The following is a 17,620-nucleotide window of genomic DNA, read 5'->3' on the forward strand; positions in this document are numbered from 1 at the left end:
TTAAAAGGTAGCTTGAAAACCTTATTTAAGCTGCCTAGCATGCTGTTTCAAAGGTTTTTCATAGTGTGAAAGCTTCTTTCAAAGTGAAGGTGAAGCTTATGCTTGTTTTGGTGCTGGCACCAACATGCGATAAAACTTGTTACCGAATAGTCCAACGATCAATCCTGTCAAGATCAAGGCAAATGCGATGATCTTTTTCGCATTTATCTCTTCATTAAAGATCACCATTGACCCCATCAATCCAAATAAAGGTACAACCAAAGAGATCGGTGCAACCGTAGAAATAGGATATTGTTTCATTAATGAACTCCAGATCCAGAAGCTAAACAGCGTGGCTGGATATATTTGGAAGAAAATAGAAAATAGCGCCATGCTATTGATATTTTTGGTCATTAATAGCATTGCCTCTGCACCATTGACAAAATAACCTAACAAAAATAGCGGGAAAGCAGAAAACAGACACGCCCACACTACAAATGAAAACACATTGTTCGGTTTCACTTGCTTCACCACTACATTCGTTAACGCCCAACACAGCGCACCCAGTAACACAAAAGCGACACCAAGGTATGAAACACTGCCATCGGTCAAGTTTAATACCAACAGCAAACCTAGCATTGCTAACGAGAAACCTATCCATTGTTGTAATCCAACTTTTTCTTTAAAAAAGATCATCCCAAAGAAGACCGTAAAGAAAGCACTAAACTGTAACAACAATGAAGCAACACCTGCCGAGACGCCAAGGTAAACCCCTAGATTCACCATTCCCCAAACGCCGGTGCCAAATAACAGCCCATAAAAAGCAATGGCCTTTATTGAGGTATTCGGTCTTTCAATGAAAAAAATCAATGGGATAGCACAAAATAAAAACCTCAGTCCTGCCAGCATGAACGGGTCTAAAGTGTCTAGTCCCAACTTAATAATGGAAAAGTTCCAGCCCCAAATCGCGGTAACGAGAATCGCCAATGCAAAGTCTTTTAGTTTCATTTATTCCTCCAATTTCCTTTGTTTATATCTATATAAAACTAGGTATCCCGCAGGAATAACCAACATAGACATGATTGGGCTGACCAACATTCCACCTATCATTGGCGCAGCAATTTTCTGCATAATTTGATCCCCACTTCCCATACTAAACATAATGGGGATCAACCCTGCAACAATAGTGAAAACAGTCATCGCTTTTGGCCGTATGCGCAATAATGCACCTTCTCTAACAGCTTCAACCAGGTTACTTTGCTCGGCGCGAGCCTGATTTAAATACAAGGTGATCACCACACCAAACTCAGCTGCAACACCGCCTAGTGCAATCATTCCGACAACGACCGCGCCAGATATTGGATAACCACAAAAGTAAACAAACCAAAGTGCACCTGAAATTGCGATAGGCAATGTACAGAGCACCAGCAAAGCCTGCGCGCTCGAACGAAACGCAATGTAAAGCAACACAAAGATAACCAATACCGTCAGTGGGATAACTTCTAGTAACTTTTTCTCTAGTCGTTCAATGTGCTCGTATTGGCCTGTAAACGTATATGTATAACGCTCAGGCAAATCAATGTTACTTGCCAATAGAGCACTTGCTTCATCGACATAATCGCTAATAGCAACGTCAGGGGTAACAGAAATAAACACCCATGCGCTCATTAAGCCGTTTTCACTTTTTATTACCGCAGGTCCGTCTTTGATTTCGATGCTTGCAACTTGACCGAGAGTCACCCAAGCCCCTGTTGGAGTCAGAAATGGCACCGTTTCTAAGGCATCTATATTATCTCTATAGACTCTTGGGTATCTCAGATTAATTGGAAAACGCGTGCGTCCATCGACTACTTCTGAAACATTCGCGCCTCCTAAGGCAAATTTAACGACATCTTGAATATCTGAGATCATTAAGCCATATTTCGCAGCTTCGACTCTATTTGGCTCAATATCTATATACCTGCCAGATTGAGTACGTTCTGCATACACAGATCCTGTGCTTTCAAGCTGATTGAGTAGCCCTTCTATCTGCTCACCAAGCGCGGTAAGCTCGGTCAAACTCTCACCGGATATTTTTATACCAAGCTGAGTTTTTACGCCAGTAGACAACATATCAATTCTAGTTTTAATCGGTTGTACCCAAGTGTTTGTCACGCCAGGCAACTTAACTTTACTCTCCAGCTCTGCAATGATCTTTTCAAGTGTCATACCTGCACGCCATTGCTCTACAGGTTTTAGTTGAATTGTCGTTTCTAGCATAGTGAGTGGTGCAGGATCGGTTGCGGTATCGGCACGGCCAACTTTACCGAAAACAGACTCAACCTCAGGAACAGTTTTTATCAGTTGATCTGTTTTTTGTAAGATAGATCCCGCTTCGGCGATAGATACCCCCGGTAATGTCGAGGGCATATACAGCAAGTCTCCCTCGTATAGATCAGGCATAAATTCGCTATCCATTTTCATCAATGGGTATACCATTGATACTGCTACTATTCCGCCAATAAACATCACGAGCTTAGGAGATGCCAAAGCAAAATTAATAAACGGCGTATAACCGCGGATCAGTATGGCATTCAGTGGATTGCGAGTTTCATCTGGGATCTGCCCTTTGATCAATAAGCTCATTAATACCGGCACTAAAGTGACGCTGAGCAATGCGGTTGCTGCCATCACAAATGTTTTCGTCAGTGCCAATGGCGTAAATAGCTTTCCCTCTTGACCTTCTAAGGCAAAAACCGGGAAAAAACCAATTGTAATGATCAGCAGTGAAATAAATAAAACAGGCCCAACTTCTGTCGCTGCGGTTTCAATTATTTTGTATTTCTCTCGATTTGAAGGTTGTATGCCTGTACGTTTTTGATGATTTAATAGGTGTCTATTCACATTTTCAACCATCACAATGGCCGAATCGACCAAGGCACCCACGGCAATCGCGATCCCGCCAAGGCTCATGATATTTGCATTTAATCCTGACCACTGCATCGCTAAAAAGCCAATTAATAACGAAAAGGGGATAGACAGCACAACCACTAAAGTCGAGCGGATGTGTAGTAAAAAGGCAAAACAAACAACCGCGACTACAGCCATTTCAATGAGTATTTTGGATTGTAAATTGTCAACCGAGGCTGTGATTAACTTACTTCTGTCATACACCACTTCAAACTCAACCCCATCAGGTAACGCTGAGCTTAACTGTGCAAGCTTTGCTTTTACATGATTGATGGTCGTTAAGGCATTTTCACCATCTCGCATGATAACAATACCACCAACCACTTCTCCTAACCCGTTAAGATCTGCAATTCCTCTGCGCAACTGTGGGCCTGTTTTTATCGTGGCCACATGCTTCAAAGTCAGCGGCATACCTTCATCATTTACAATGCCCAATGCAATGTTATCAAAATCATCTAATGTGCTTAAATATCCTCGGCCGCGGATCATGTATTCCGCCTCAGCGATCTCCATCACAGAGCCACCCTGCTCACTGTTGGCATTATGAATTGCACTTCTTACTTGCGCTATGGTGAGCCCATATTGCATCAATTTAAGTGGATCAAGCACAACTTGATAGGTCTTTTCCATGCCACCAACGGTGGCAACTTCACTTACACCAGGCACAGATTGCAGTTCAAATTTTAAAAACCAATCTTGCAACTCTCTCATTTCACTAAGGTCACGAGAGTGTGTTGTGTCTTTTAGTACATACTGAAAGATCCAACCTACACCTGAAGCATCAGGCCCCATACTAGGTTTTGCAGCGTCAGGTAAAATGGTTTCTGCACGGCTTAAATATTCCTGTACCCGCGTTCTTGCCCAATAAGGATCCGTTCCATCTTCAAAGATCACATAGACATAGGAGTCACCGAAGAATGACCATCCCCTCACAGCCTTCACTTTAGCCACAGACAGTAACCAAGTTGACAGTGGATAAGTCACTTGTTGCTCAACAATTTCGGAAGCTTGACCTGGGTAAGAAGTTTTAATGATGACTTGAACATCAGTAAGGTCAGGGATTGCGTCCAATGGGATTTTATCTAGTGCACGAAAGCCCATTAAGCCCAGCCCCAAAAACACCAGCATAACAAGAAATTTATTTTTTAAACTTTGAATTATTATTTGCGCTAACATGTTAGTTCTCGTTACTACTTAAATCGTCTCTTTGAGCCATTTGTAATATGGCTTCTTTGATACTAGACTCCGAGTCAATTAAAAACTGTCCTGAGGTAACGACTTTTTCTCCCTCTTGTAACCCATGTAATATCTCTACTCTTCCTTGGGTACTAATGCCAACTTTAACGACTTTGGGAATGAAACGATTATTACCTTCTTTAACAATGACTCTATTTTCATGCTCAGTTCGGATCACGGCACTTTCAGGAATATGGATTGCGTCTTTTTTACCACCGCCATAGATACGAACATTCGCTATCATATTTTTTTTGATAATATTTTCGGCGTTATCCAACGAGAGGTGCACACGCAGTGTTCGAGTAACAGGGTCTAATTCAGGATAGATGTGCTCAATTTTAGCTTCTAGCTTTTCGATACCTAACGCTGGTATGTCAACCTCTGCCCACTTGCCTGAGCGCACCCAGTCGATTTGATGTTCGTAGACATTAGCGACTACCCATACATTTGAGGCATCAGAGAGTGTCATCATTTTTTGTTCTGGGACAACGTAAGAGCCTTCTTGCATATTCATTGAAGAAACGACACCGTCAAAAGGCGCATAAAACGGTAAAATATCGATAGAGTCACCAAGCTTTTCTATTTCTTTGATTATATCTTCAGTGATCCCCAATAAAAGCAGACGAGAATACGCGCGCTCAAGTAGCTTCTTATTCATTCGGGTACTATTAAAAATACCGAGATAATAATCCTGAGCAGCCACTAAATCGGGCGAATAGATTTTATACAGCAACTGTCCTTTGGAAACTCTCTCCCCCGCTGTGTTTACTGCTAAAGCTTCAATCCAACCTTTCGCTTTAGTGTGTAGGTCAAGTACACGATTGCGGTCATAATCCACCTGACCAAGTGTCTCGATATATTTCCATAGAGTGGAACGTTCTACACTGGAGGTAGAGAGAGAAACATTGGCTTGCATTAAACCTGAGAGGGTAATTTCAGCTTTTGCATCAGCCTCTGCGTGTTGATGAGTTACAGCTTCTAGCTTCATGCCGCATACCGGGCATTCACCTTGATGGTTTTTTATTATGTGACTGTGCATCGGACAGATATACACGGGTTGCTTTGTTACAACGTTATTAGCAACTTTTGGAGTAGATAGTGTCTCATCAATATCTGAAGTATCGGAATAAAAAGCATAAACTAAGAATGAAGTACTCATTATTAAAATAAATACTAAGATCACGACTATCCAATGGAATATTTTGTTCATAAAAACTGCACTTTAATCAAGATGGAACATTGAAGTGAAAATAGGTGACCTAACGGCCACCTTTACACCTATTATCTACAACCAGGTGCGTTAGCACGCATAAATACGAAGTCCTTCATATACACGTCAATGTATGTTTGTCCTTCCGCATTTTGCTTATGCTGCCAACCGTACACTTTTGGATAGAAGCCTGTAGCTTCTACACACAATGGCATATCGATCTCTTTTTCAAAGAACGTTTCAGTCATAATTGTGTCGAACGTGATCATTGGCTCAACAAAGCTAAGCTTGCCGTTGTACGAACCCCACAACATAGTTTCTGTAAATACGCCACCGTTGTATTCAGGTGTATCTTCGTAATACCAGTGAACACCTTGACTTGGCACGTTGATATAGCTGCCGTCAGGGAAAGTTTGCGCAATTGATGTTGGTGGCATGTATTCTGCTGGAGGCAGAATTTGACCTTCCGGATCTGCAAACTGAATAGCCGCTAACTCTTCTTTTTCAAAGAATGATAAGTGGATATCAAAGTGTGCAATGTCATAGATGTTGGTTGGCGCGTGACCCGCTGGATTCCATGAGAAATAAGAATGCTTGAATGGGCTTCCAGCTAGACGAGGGAAGTCTAAGTAAGCATCATGGTGCGTCGCTTCAGTAGGCAGATTATTAATATCAAGAATTTCTGGTGAGAAAGTCATACCAATTTTATAGTATCCACCTGCTGCAAGAGAAATCCATGTATTAACAGTACCACCACCAAGGTGCATCACTTCACCATATACTCGTAGAGTATGCATGCCATCATCGAAGACTTGCTTCCCGAATACTTCAGGGTTTGTTACTGGATATTTATTTTCGACTAACTGAGTTGCTGCTGAAGCAGAAGTTGAGATTAGTCCGATTAATGCTAGAGATTTTAAATTCATTCTGAATTTTCCTTATTTTTGGTTAAAACCAACCTCGCCGCAGCAAAAACCACGCCATGTAAATAAAAAACTAATTTTTGTTAGCTATTATTCATTCTTCACGGAGAAAATTTATCTATTTAAATATTGAATTACTTATGAAATCCGACATAAATGACCACCTTACTCTATTAACTTTAAGAGTCACTCTTAAGACTTTATTAGCATTTTTTAAAATTTCCTCACGTTGTAGATAGCAAATTATTCATACCCCTCTCAGTAATGTACCAAAAGTAGTACATAGTGAAATATTTCTGGTACATGAGGTAAAATTTGGAATACTTTATTAATCCAGAGTATTTATTTCTCAGGTTATACAGCGCTTTCTAAAAAAGACTAAACAAGCCTCAATTAGTAATAATTATTATTTGCTTTTTGAGTTTTTATTAATTTGATAGAGTGGCTGCACGTGAATATCAATTGAAAAGGCAAGAGGAGCTATGCTGCAAGTGCACTTTGGGGATTTCGTATTGTCGGCCATAGAGTATAGCGAACTTCTTTAGCCATAGCCTGATAGAAAAGGATAAGAACTTGTTGATATACTTTTATTGTATAAAAGAATAAAAATAGCTATGTAATATAAATTTTTATAATTGAAAGGATAAGATTGTCACTATATAAAAACCATAAATTTATATAAGACTTATTGCTAATAGACATTATTAAAAATACAAAATTTCAAATTATTTTAATTTTTAATAAAAATTAAAAGTTAATAAAGAATTAAGGATTTAGTCCTTTACAGGTGATTTTATGTCTTTTTTTAGAATAATTCTTGATGAGGGTAAGTTTACTATTTCATTGTTAGTCGCAAGCCCCCCTACAACTAAAACAACAAACAAGTATTGATTAAATATAGTAAATGTAAATGCACTAAGCATACAAGGTAGTATATGATTGGTATTGCAGTAGAATTGTACCCTCATGTACAGTAAGCCCTACATTAAGCAGACCCTAGCTTCTCTCAATACCAATCACACCATTGTGAAAATAGGTTTAGCCTCTTGGAATAAACCCGACTGCGTTATATACCGCTTTTAACGTTTTCTCCGCACGAGCGCCTGCTTTCTCAGCACCTTTACGCATAATTTCGTCCAATAAAGCACGATCTTCACGGATTTCTTTAAAGCGGGCTTGTATTGGGTTTAGCATATTTACAACTGCTTCTGCTGTATCTTTTTTCAAGTGTCCATACATTTTGTCTTCGTACTCCGGCACTAACTCATCAACCGAACGCTTAGTTGCAACGCTCAGTAAAGTTAATAAATTAGATACGCCCGGCTTTTCAGCACGATCAAAGTAGATACGCGCTTGTTCATCAGAATCGGTGACAGCCTTTTTCAGCTTTTTCTCAATTTTTTTCGGCTCATCAAGCAGCATCACAAAAGCGTTTGGATTATCGTCCGATTTTGACATCTTTTTCAACGGATCTTGCAGGCTCATCACTCGCGCGCCAACCTCAGGAATATAAGGTTCAGGTACCTTAAATACATCACCGTATAGATTATTAAAGCGCGTCGCAATATCACGTGTCAGTTCAAGATGTTGCTTTTGATCCTCGCCCACAGGCACTTGATCAGCTTGATACAATAAAATATCTGCAGCTTGTAGAACAGGATATGCAAATAATCCCACATTAACGTTGTTTGAGTGTTTTGCTGACTTATCTTTAAACTGCGTCATGCGGTTTAACTCGCCCATCTGGGCATAGCAGTTTAACACCCAACCCAACTGCGCATGTTCTGGTACCTGTGACTGTACGAACAGCGCTGATTTATCTGGATCTATTCCACATGCAGTATAAAGCGCAACACCATCAAGTACACGCTCGCGTAATTGAGCTGGGTCTTGACGCACAGTAATAGCATGTAAATCAACTAGCATAAAGTGACAATCATGGTCATTTTGTAGTTTAAGCCACTGGTTTATGGCACCTACGTAATTGCCTATTGTCATACCACCGGTTGGCTGAATACCACTTAATACTACAGGTTTACTCATGTCGTTCCTTTATTTTTTCATTGAATTAACGTTGATTGATAATGGGAATAATATCTAAGAATCCATCACAAAGGTACTGTGGATTGAACTCTTTCAAATCGAATCCTTGATTATACCCATAATTAAGCGCAATCACAGGTATGTTGGCCCCCTGTGCCGCTAAAATATCGCTTTTGGAATCGCCTACCATAATCAACTTATCTGTCGGTATCCCTAAGCGTTCTGCTGCCAGCATTAATGGTGCTGGTGAGGGCTTTTTGTCTGTATCATCACCACACACAATACAAGTAAAGTGCGATGTGAGGTTTAATTTATCCAGCAGTTTTAATGTAAATGCGCGATTTTTATTGGTCACTACGACTTTTGGCACATTCGCAAATGCAGATAGTCCCGTTTCAACATGTGGATATAATCCAGCATACTGACCCACTAATTCATCATAGTGTACTTTAAAACGCTCAACGGCGGTGTGCACCAAACTTTCCGATAAGTTTTCACTGACCTCATTACTACCGCTGAGACCTCTTTTTACCAACATATCGATACCATTACCGACCCATTCACGAACCAGCGCATGGCTGACAATAGGATGGGCAAGCTCAGAAAGCGTTAAATTGAGCGCCATGTACATATCCTCGACGCTATCAACTAGTGTGCCATCGAGATCAAATAGAATCCCCTCAAAACGCATTATTTTACCTTTGCCAGTTCTTGACGCATTGCATCGATAACGGCTTTATAGTCGGGCTGGTTAAAAATCGCAGAACCAGCAACAAACATGTCAGCACCTGCAGCCGCAACCTCAGCAATGTTATCGACTTTAATGCCACCATCAACTTCAAGACGAATATCACGACCAGAAGACTCGATACGTGCCCTCGCTTCTTTTAACTTTTCTAGCGTGTGCGGGATAAAGCTTTGCCCACCAAAACCTGGATTTACCGACATCAATAAGATCTGATCTATTTTATCCATAACATGATCGAGATAATGAAGCGGCGTACCTGGGTTAAACACCAACCCCGCTTTACATCCAGATTCTTTGATCAATGCTAGGCTGCGATCAATATGATCACTTGCTTCAGGATGAAAAGTGATAATACTTGCACCTGCTTTGGCAAACTCAGGGATCAAACTGTCGACAGGTTTAATCATCAAGTGCACATCAATTGGCGCAGTCACACCGTAATTTCTCAGTGCCTCACAAATCATTGGACCAAAAGTTAAGTTAGGTACATAGTGGTTATCCATCACATCAAAATGGACAACATCAGCGCCTGCTGCCAATACCTTTTCAACATCCTCTCCAAGCCTTGCAAAATCTGCGGATAGAATCGACGGTGCAATTAAAAAATCAGACATACTTTACCCCTAAACGTAAGACCCCGATACTGTACCGTAAATTGGCTAGAAAGTCTGCGAATTACGACCTTTTAAGATTGTGCAATAAACGAACATTGTGTATTATTATCCGATATCTATTTTCTGGGGATAGGGTTATGGTTTCTAGATATAAAGCACGGATTGCTCTGCTGTCGGCAGTGCTCGCCGTATCAGCAGGGGTACTTTCTTTTGATAATAGCCAAGAGTTTGCCACCAACTACAACGCATGTGTATGTAATTCAAATAGTTTAAGCCAACGTGTTAGTGCTTTAGAGTGTCAACGTGAAGCACATACAAGTTGGGCTGCGTGGCTGACAGGTGGCAGTGCCAATGGTCAATTTCATTACTTAGATCTGTTAGAGCTATTAATTGGTTCTAAGGACAATCAAAGCAGTAGTAAAGTTTCATCTCCTTATTAATCGACCATTGGTCTGAGAGGTAAACACTATGGCTTCTTCTACTAATAAACTCGCACTAGTCCAAAGTGTATGCGCAGCAATGTTTGGTGTGCAGAGTGGCCAAAAACAAGAGTATGACTTTAGTAAAAAGCGCTTTTGGCCATTTGCTTTGGCTGGTGTTTTGTTTGTCTTTTTGTTTGTGGTAGGTCTTATTTGGTTTGTTAATGGCGTGGTTTTAGCCTAGCTGACCGGCTTATTTTTTTGGTTGGTGATACAGCGCCATTAGCTCGTTGACCTTATTACGCCCATTGCCTTTGGGGCTAATGGTTCGTTTTACTTTAATCACATCTAAACTGGCCTGATTATAAATCTTCCGAGTCCACACTGTATCATGATTTGATATGAGCACAGGCGTTTGCTGCTCAAAAGCCGCAGTTTCCGCTAAGTTTGCAAGCTCAGCCTGATCGTCCAAATTAAATCCACCTTTTGCGTAACTCGTAAAAGAAGCCGTCTTACTCAATGGAACATACGGGGGATCACAATACACTACCGCATTTTTGGGTATATTCTCAAATACTTGACTGTAGCTCTTACAAGTAAAAGTCGCACGCTGCGCCTTCTCAGCAAACACGTATAATTCATGCTCTGGAAAATAAGGTTTTTTATACTTACCAAAGGGTACGTTAAAAATACCTTTAAGGTTATAGCGGCACAAACCATTATAGCCATGGCGATTCATATACAAAAATAAGATTGCACGCTCATATACATCAATGCTTTCGTTGAACTGTTGACGATAGGCGTAATACGCATCTGGATGATTATTTAGATCGACAAATAAACGTTTAGCATCAGCAATAAACTCATCAGGAATTCGCTTTAACTCTTTATAGAGATTTATCAGATCTGCGTTAATGTCGTTGAGTACATAGTGTTTAAACTGCGTATTCAAAAAAACAGATCCCGCTCCAACAAAAGGCTCAACTAGTGTATCAGCTTCATAACTGGCTAATTGTAAGCGCTTAGAAATATCTTCTACTAAGCTGTATTTTCCGCCTGCCCATTTTAAGAAGGCTCTAGTCTTTTGTTGCATGCTCGTTCTATGTCGTGAGTGGTTGCGCGATTTTACACTAAATGTGGCTAATTACCGAGAGACTGAGCAATTTCTTGCTTAATTTTACTGACTCTTTTAAAAAACGGCTGCCCTTTACGCAATGCTTCGGGCAATTCAGCCTTCGCTTGCTTTGCCATATCTAAATTAGGATACACATCTGATGTAACAACAAACCAAGTTCGCCCATTTCTTATCACTGAAAACTGCCGCATAACCACATCATTATGCTCCGCCATGAATGCAGCGGCTATCCCAACCTCAGTCACTGCAAGTAGTTGTATGACCCACTCTTCATCCGTTCGATTGCTATACCATTCATTACCTGAAATAGGCTCAGATGCTACCGGTTGGCGCTCAGCACTAACAATAGCGGTGGTATTTTCAGAGGTGCCAACCTTGAGCTCATCGTCTTGAGGCTCCATACTTTGGTTAACTTGCGCCTCATTGTGTAGCATTTTTTTCTCTTTCTTCTCAGCTTCCATTAACGCCGACAATATACTCCCAACGGCAGCGATTTCCCCTTCATCAGTATTAAGGGCAGCCGGTGGTTGCTCCTGTAATGTCGTGCCTGGCACTTCACTTTCCTTTTGAGACGTATTCGACGGTTCAAAAACAGATTGTGCATTGAGCGCTGTTGCGACGCTTTGCGTGTTCGTTTGCGTCGGTGCCCAATATTGCTTTATTTCTTGTTGATAGACCAAAGCGACCATAGAAGCTGTCAACACTAAGCATAGTGCGATGATATACCACTGCCACTGTGTTTTTACGCGATCTTTTGACCCCGTCTCACGTAGATCCAAACGCTGCGATTCCGGTTGCCACGATAACAAAACACTGGGGTTACCCCGTGCTTCTGCTACAAAGGTGTTGAAAATAGGATCTTCATCAGGTGGAAGATCTTTGTAAAACATCGTCATCAGGCGCTTACTCTCAAGTAATGAAAGTGGCTCTATATGAATGTCTAGGCTACCTGGAAGGAGTTGTGGTTGCTGTGCTGTCGCTAAAATATAAATAGTTTCTCGGGCTGTTGTTGCTAGTTTTTGTAACTGTAGCGCCAACTCTTCAGTCAAATGCCGAGCATTGTCTAAAACCCATAAGCATGGCCCACAAGGCTGCTCGTCATGAAGCAACATAAAGTTTTCGCTAAGAGAAAGTTTTTGATCGATAAGAGGACTGCGAAAACTATGCTCAAGTAGCTGATGTATAACATCAAACTCTTTGGTATTGGCAGAGAGTTTTACAAAAGCTTTATTAAACTCTGGGTATTTATCAGTAAGAAATGACTCAGCAAGATAGCTTTTGCCAAGACCAGACGACCCGACTAAGGTTATCAGGTTTTGCCCATAATCGAACTGCATAGCAATTCTATCTACCAACGCAGATCTGCTTGGTAAAATTTGCGACTGCATTTAACGCCCTATCAGAGTGACCACATCTTCATCGCTTACGTCATCAACCAAAGCGCATTGTCCCAGCTGTGTTGGCAGTATAAAGCGAATTTTACCTTGTTTATTCTTCTTATCTTTACGCATGTGGAGTAAAAACTGCTCTGCGGTCATTTCGCTTGGTGGCTCTATTGGCAACTGATATAAGGCAATGACCTGAGCGACTTTTTCTACCTCTTCACTGTTCAACCAGTCTCGTCTACATGCCAATCGTGAAGCTATCATCATGCCTGCAGCAACCGCTTCGCCATGTAACCATTTTCCATAACCCATTTGCGCTTCAATCGCATGACCGAAGGTATGACCTAAGTTTAGTAATGCGCGAAGCCCTGCCTCTGTTTCATCTTTGGCTACAATTTCAGCTTTTATTGCACAGCATTTATAAATCACTTGCTGTAGGGTTTCTGTATCCAATGCGTTTAACTGGCTATGCTGCGCAGCTAACGTATCAAGAAACGCAGCATCGTAAATCAACGCATATTTGATGACTTCAGCCATACCCGCAGCAAATTCTCTTGCAGGCAAAGTAGATAACGTCTTGGTATCAATAAAAACAGCTTTTGGCTGATAGAAAGCGCCAATCATATTTTTACCAAGAGGATGGTTTACTGCTGTTTTGCCACCGACAGAAGAGTCGACTTGTGATAATAACGTCGTTGGTATTTGTATAAACGCGACTCCACGCTGATAACAAGCGGCAACAAAGCCCGTTAAATCACCAACGACACCACCACCGAGTGCAATTAAACACGTATCTCGTCCACAATTGTGCTCGAGTAAAAAAGCGGAAATCTTTTCAAACCACTCAAGCGATTTAAACTGCTCGCCATCCGGAATAATAAAGTGCAGCGGAGATTGTGTATCAAAAACACCAAGTAGCTTGTCCAAATATATAGGAGCAACAGTAGAGTTAGTGATAATAACAGGACGATTTTGACCGACATATTGCTTAAGTCGCACTTCGTCAGATAAGAGATGTTCACCAATAAAGATGGGGTAGCTGCGCTCGTTTAAATCAACCTTTAATTCAAGCATGGCTTCCCCTCCTACGGTGTTTTAATTAGAAATCTAACTTTTCAATAATTTGGTTTGCAACTACTTTCGCGCTTTGCTCATCCGTTCGAACAACGTGATCGGCCACTTCTCTATAAAGTGGTTCACGCTCATCGGCTAAGCGCTCTAGTACGTCACGTGAGTCTTCACTGGTTTGTAGTAATGGACGACGCTTATCACGCTGAGTACGAGCTACCTGTTTTTCGATTGGCGTTTCTAGGTAAACAACAATACCACGCGCAGACAATTTGTTGCGCACTTCTTTGCTGATCACTGAACCGCCACCTGTCGCTAACACAATGCCTTGCATTTCTGTCAGATCAGAGATGACGCTTTCTTCACGCTTGCGGAACCCTTCTTCACCTTCGATATCAAAAACCCAAGAAATATCTGCACCAGTACGACGCTCTATCTCCTGATCTGAATCGAAAAATTCAAGGTGTAATTGATCTGCAATGTGACGACCAATCGTGCTTTTACCAGCCCCCATCGGGCCTACTAGAAATATATTACGTTTCTCAGCCATATCTTTTTAGTACAAACGAACTCTAAAATTTGAAATAAAACCCCGCCTAACGACCTGGCCCCAAAATTAAGGAGGGGATTATCTCAGTAATCCGTGAACAATTTCAAGTCAAACTGCGCAAAAAGCGCAATACTTTTATTGTTACGGGCCTATAAACTGTCTTGAATGATCTTAGGTGTTACAAATATCAACAGTTCCCGCTTCTCGTTAATATCACGAGAGTTCTTAAACAATAGACCTAAATATGGAATATCGCCCAACACCGGGATCTTACTTACTGCTGTTTTTACCTCTTGCTGATAAATACCACCAAGAACGATAGTTTGACCATTTTCAACCAGAACTTGTGTTTGGATCTCTTGGGTATTGATTGCTGTTGCTGGGCCATTTGGCGTCTGCACAGTATCACCTTTAGTATCTTGTGTAATCACTAAGTCGAGAATTATTTTGTTATCAGGGGTAATTTGTGGTGTCACCTCTAAGCTGAGTACCGCTTTTTTAAAGCTAACCGTGGTCGCTCCACTAGAAGATGCCTCCACATAGGGTATTTCTGTTCCCTGCTCAATCCGCGCTTTTTTCTGGTTCGCCGTTGTAATGCTTGGGGTTGCGATTATCTCACCTTTATTTTCTTGTTCTAGGGCTGACAGCTCTAAATCAATCAAGGTGCCATCAGCAAGCTTTGCGATATGCATACCGATACTACCTGCAGGTACCCCCTTAACCCCCAAGTTTACATTTAGGCGGTTATCTAACGAAGGAATAATACCATTAGAAAGTGAGTTGGCCCCTTCGAGTGTACCGGAGATAGCATCACTCCCTTGCTGATCGCTGAACCCCCAACGTACGCCTAAATCTTCTTGTACGGTATCATCCACCGTCACCATTCGCGATTCAATCCGCACTTGCTTCACAGGTACATCCAGAGTTTCAACCATACGGCGGATGCTTTCAATACTACGCGATGTGTCTTTTATCAATAGGGTGTTGGTACGCTTATCCACAGAGACACTGCCTCGATGGCTAATAATAGAGTTAATGTCGGTTTTCAGCAAATCAGCAAATTCTTCCGCTTTTGCGTAATTGAGCTGAATATATTCGCTATATAATGGCTCCAGCTCTTCAACTTGCTGACGTGCTTGTAACTCTTTCGCCTCTCTCGCAGCTAGCTCTTCCGATGGTGCCACCATTAAGATCGAGCCGTCCATGCGTTTATCTAACCCTTTTACCCGCAACACCACATCAAGCGCCTGGTCCCATGGTACCCCATCTAAGCGCAGTGTGATGTTCCCAGAAACAGTATCACTGGTGACTAAGTTAAAGTTATTAGTGTCGGCGATAATTTGTAGCACAGAACGAATAGGAATATCTTGAAAATTCAAAGTAATAGGTTGACCTTTATACTCTTTCTGATCTCCAAACGTTTTGTTACCTTCATCTTTTTCTACGGCCAATGTAAAGATATTATCAAGCTGCTGATATGAGAACTTAAATGCCGCATTTGGTTCAATGACGATGCGGCTTTTATTCTCTTCTTTGAAAGTCTCAATGCGCGACACCACAGTACCGAAGTCTAATACATCTAGTTCGTATAACAGATCCTCTGCAATATCAATATGATGGAAATCAGCGATAATTTTGCCACCACGCTCTTGGACATCAATAGCGGCTTGATTATGTTCAAGAAAAGCTAAAATTTTACCTTCGCCTTGTTCACCACGGCGAAAGTCAATCGCTTGAATTTGATTGATAAAAGAGGTTACTTTTTCGCTTTGATCTTGCTCTGAAACAATAGGTTGACCAGAAACCTCTACAATCACCAAATTATTTTTCACTTCCGTCTTGTAGAGCTTGAGTTCGTCCATATTAATCGCAACAGTAAATCCGCCATCGCGCAGTTGACTGGTGATACCTTTGATACCTGCTTTGTTAATTTCCAGCATCTTTAAGCTTTCTTCAAATTCAGCTTGCTGAAAGAACAGTTCAAGACTTGTGTTTTCACCATTAACACTCACACTCGGTTCACCGCTCAGCTTTTCATCAAATACCAGCTGAAGCTGAGTTTCCCCAGTTGGAACCGGGTTATAGCGAATGTCATATAACATTGGAATAGCCTGAGCAATTGATGACAGGCCAACAAATGCAGCTCCTAGCACTGACTGAATTATCGTTCGAGTGCCTCTATACGTTAATGTTCTTTGATTATTGTTAGTATTCACTCGAGCCACCTTGTTCTGCCTCTAACATTTCCACTTTGGTTAGTCGTTCTTTCCAACATCCCGTTCCATCAGGAATTAATTCTAACAGCTCTAAATGATCCGCTTGTACACTGAGCACTTTACCATGGTAAAGTCCCATATATTCACCGCGCTGTATTCTATATAAGCCTTGTGTTGCCGCTTCGATTAGCGCCCAACGACCATTCTCTTTTGCAATTATCCCTTTCATTCTTAAATTGTCTAAAGGATACTTTTCTAGTGGGTATCTATTTCTATCAGGATCTGGATGTAAACAGTTTTTGACCTGAACCATCTTGTTCTCAATCACTTCTGGTTGCGGCGCTACAAATGGGCTACGTAATTGAGATGCACTATATTTAAAAGGCTCGTAGTTTTGCATTTCAGGAATAGGCTCTATCTTTGGTATCGAGCTGGCCTTAACTTGGTCGATAAACTCCTTTTGTTCAGCAGTGCTATCGTTGCATCCTGACATGAACAACACCGACAATGTACAGAGCAACAGTCGGATCATCTCTGGCCTCCTTGTTCATAGCGGTACGTCTTAGCCACCACGCTAAAAACCAGCTCCCCATTGCCAGCATTCTCAATTCTAAAGTCATGTAAGCTAACAATTCGAGGTAATTCTGACACTTTACTGACAAATTCACCAAACTCATGGTATTTACCAATAACTTCTAATTTAATGGGTAATTCGGTGTAAAACTCTTTACGTATTTCAGGCATCCAGCCGATTTTTAAAAACGTTAAACCGCTAGAAGTGCCAACATAAGTTAAATCGTCAAGTAATCCTGGGGTTTCATTTGAACTTGGTAAGCGTCGTAACAACTCAGTAAATTGCGCCTCCATATCAATCATTTGCTGTTTATATAACTCTAAGTTATTTGCTCTTGCATACTTGATACGATAACTCGTTCTAAGCTCTTGCTCTTTTTTCAGCGCTTGTTCATATCGATCAATGGAGCTTGAGACCATCAAGTTATACCCTAGAATGATCATCAAAATGACCACCAAAATAGAACATAAAACTTTAACAGGAAACGGCCAGTGACCGATATTATCAAGCTCTAATTCATTCCAATCTATTTCTTTTAAACTATTTAAGTCAAAGCTCATCTACTTACCCT

16 protein-coding genes are annotated in these 17,620 nt (G+C 41.2%); 2 read left to right on the top strand and 14 right to left on the bottom strand.

Going from position 1 to position 17,620, the window contains the following annotated elements:
• Window positions 1-96: 96 nt before the first annotated feature.
• From F9Y84_RS14900 to rpe, 7 genes are all read right to left on the bottom strand, one after another.
• Window positions 97-987, bottom strand: a complete 891-nt coding sequence (locus F9Y84_RS14900) for an EamA family transporter (protein WP_147389383.1) — start codon at window positions 985-987, stop codon at window positions 97-99.
• Complete coding sequence (locus F9Y84_RS14905; RefSeq protein ID WP_147389382.1) at window positions 988-4,104, bottom strand: efflux RND transporter permease subunit; 3,117 nt, start codon at window positions 4,102-4,104, stop codon at window positions 988-990. It abuts the gene before it with no gap.
• Between the two features lies 1 nt (window position 4,105).
• On the bottom strand, window positions 4,106-5,374 hold the full coding sequence (locus F9Y84_RS14910; protein WP_211091652.1) for an efflux RND transporter periplasmic adaptor subunit: 1,269 nt from the start codon (window positions 5,372-5,374) through the stop codon (window positions 4,106-4,108).
• Window positions 5,375-5,445: 71 nt separating this feature from the next.
• Window positions 5,446-6,300 carry a hypothetical protein gene (locus F9Y84_RS14915; protein ID WP_125252283.1) on the bottom strand — a complete coding sequence of 285 codons (855 nt, stop codon included), beginning with the start codon at window positions 6,298-6,300 and terminating at the stop codon, window positions 5,446-5,448.
• 1,035 nt (window positions 6,301-7,335) lie between these two features.
• Window positions 7,336-8,340, bottom strand: coding sequence for a tryptophan--tRNA ligase (gene trpS, locus F9Y84_RS14920; protein ID WP_147389381.1), 1,005 nt, complete (start codon window positions 8,338-8,340; stop codon window positions 7,336-7,338).
• 25 nt (window positions 8,341-8,365) lie between these two features.
• Complete coding sequence (locus F9Y84_RS14925) at window positions 8,366-9,031, bottom strand: HAD-IA family hydrolase (protein WP_147389380.1); 666 nt, start codon at window positions 9,029-9,031, stop codon at window positions 8,366-8,368.
• Window positions 9,031-9,702 carry a ribulose-phosphate 3-epimerase gene (gene rpe / locus F9Y84_RS14930; RefSeq protein ID WP_125252286.1) on the bottom strand — a complete coding sequence of 224 codons (672 nt, stop codon included), beginning with the start codon at window positions 9,700-9,702 and terminating at the stop codon, window positions 9,031-9,033. The genes F9Y84_RS14925 and rpe overlap by 1 nt, the downstream gene beginning before the upstream one ends.
• A gap of 137 nt (window positions 9,703-9,839) precedes the next feature.
• Here rpe and F9Y84_RS14935 point away from each other — a divergent pair, with 137 nt between their 5' ends.
• Both F9Y84_RS14935 and F9Y84_RS14940 read left to right on the top strand, forming a co-directional pair.
• Window positions 9,840-10,142, top strand: coding sequence for a hypothetical protein (locus F9Y84_RS14935; protein WP_147389379.1), 303 nt, complete (start codon window positions 9,840-9,842; stop codon window positions 10,140-10,142).
• 28 nt (window positions 10,143-10,170) lie between these two features.
• Window positions 10,171-10,365, top strand: coding sequence for a DUF2970 domain-containing protein (locus F9Y84_RS14940; protein ID WP_125252288.1), 195 nt, complete (start codon window positions 10,171-10,173; stop codon window positions 10,363-10,365).
• Window positions 10,366-10,374: 9 nt separating this feature from the next.
• Here the strand turns inward: F9Y84_RS14940 and F9Y84_RS14945 are convergent, their stop codons facing one another.
• The 7 genes from F9Y84_RS14945 to F9Y84_RS14975 form a co-directional block, all read right to left on the bottom strand.
• A complete protein-coding gene (locus F9Y84_RS14945; RefSeq protein WP_125252289.1) occupies window positions 10,375-11,214 on the bottom strand; it encodes a Dam family site-specific DNA-(adenine-N6)-methyltransferase in 840 nt (279 codons plus the stop codon).
• Window positions 11,215-11,261: 47 nt separating this feature from the next.
• On the bottom strand, window positions 11,262-12,644 hold the full coding sequence (locus F9Y84_RS14950) for an AAA family ATPase (RefSeq protein ID WP_147389378.1): 1,383 nt from the start codon (window positions 12,642-12,644) through the stop codon (window positions 11,262-11,264).
• Entirely contained in the window at window positions 12,645-13,715 is a 1,071-nt protein-coding gene (gene aroB / locus F9Y84_RS14955; RefSeq protein WP_125252291.1) for a 3-dehydroquinate synthase, read from the bottom strand.
• Between the two features lie 25 nt (window positions 13,716-13,740).
• On the bottom strand, window positions 13,741-14,259 hold the full coding sequence (gene aroK / locus F9Y84_RS14960; protein WP_010607062.1) for a shikimate kinase AroK: 519 nt from the start codon (window positions 14,257-14,259) through the stop codon (window positions 13,741-13,743).
• A gap of 149 nt (window positions 14,260-14,408) precedes the next feature.
• Entirely contained in the window at window positions 14,409-16,475 is a 2,067-nt protein-coding gene (locus F9Y84_RS14965; RefSeq protein ID WP_125252292.1) for a type IV pilus secretin PilQ, read from the bottom strand.
• On the bottom strand, window positions 16,465-17,007 hold the full coding sequence (locus F9Y84_RS14970; protein ID WP_125252293.1) for a pilus assembly protein PilP: 543 nt from the start codon (window positions 17,005-17,007) through the stop codon (window positions 16,465-16,467). Before F9Y84_RS14970 ends, F9Y84_RS14965 begins: the two co-directional genes overlap by 11 nt.
• Window positions 17,004-17,609: a type IV pilus inner membrane component PilO gene (locus F9Y84_RS14975; protein WP_125252294.1), complete on the bottom strand. Its 606-nt coding sequence runs from the start codon at window positions 17,607-17,609 to the stop codon at window positions 17,004-17,006. The genes F9Y84_RS14970 and F9Y84_RS14975 overlap by 4 nt, the downstream gene beginning before the upstream one ends.
• Window positions 17,610-17,620: the final 11 nt, after the last annotated feature.

This window comes from Pseudoalteromonas peptidolytica (genome assembly GCF_012641745.1).
GTDB classification, from domain to species: domain Bacteria; phylum Pseudomonadota; class Gammaproteobacteria; order Enterobacterales; family Alteromonadaceae; genus Pseudoalteromonas; species Pseudoalteromonas peptidolytica.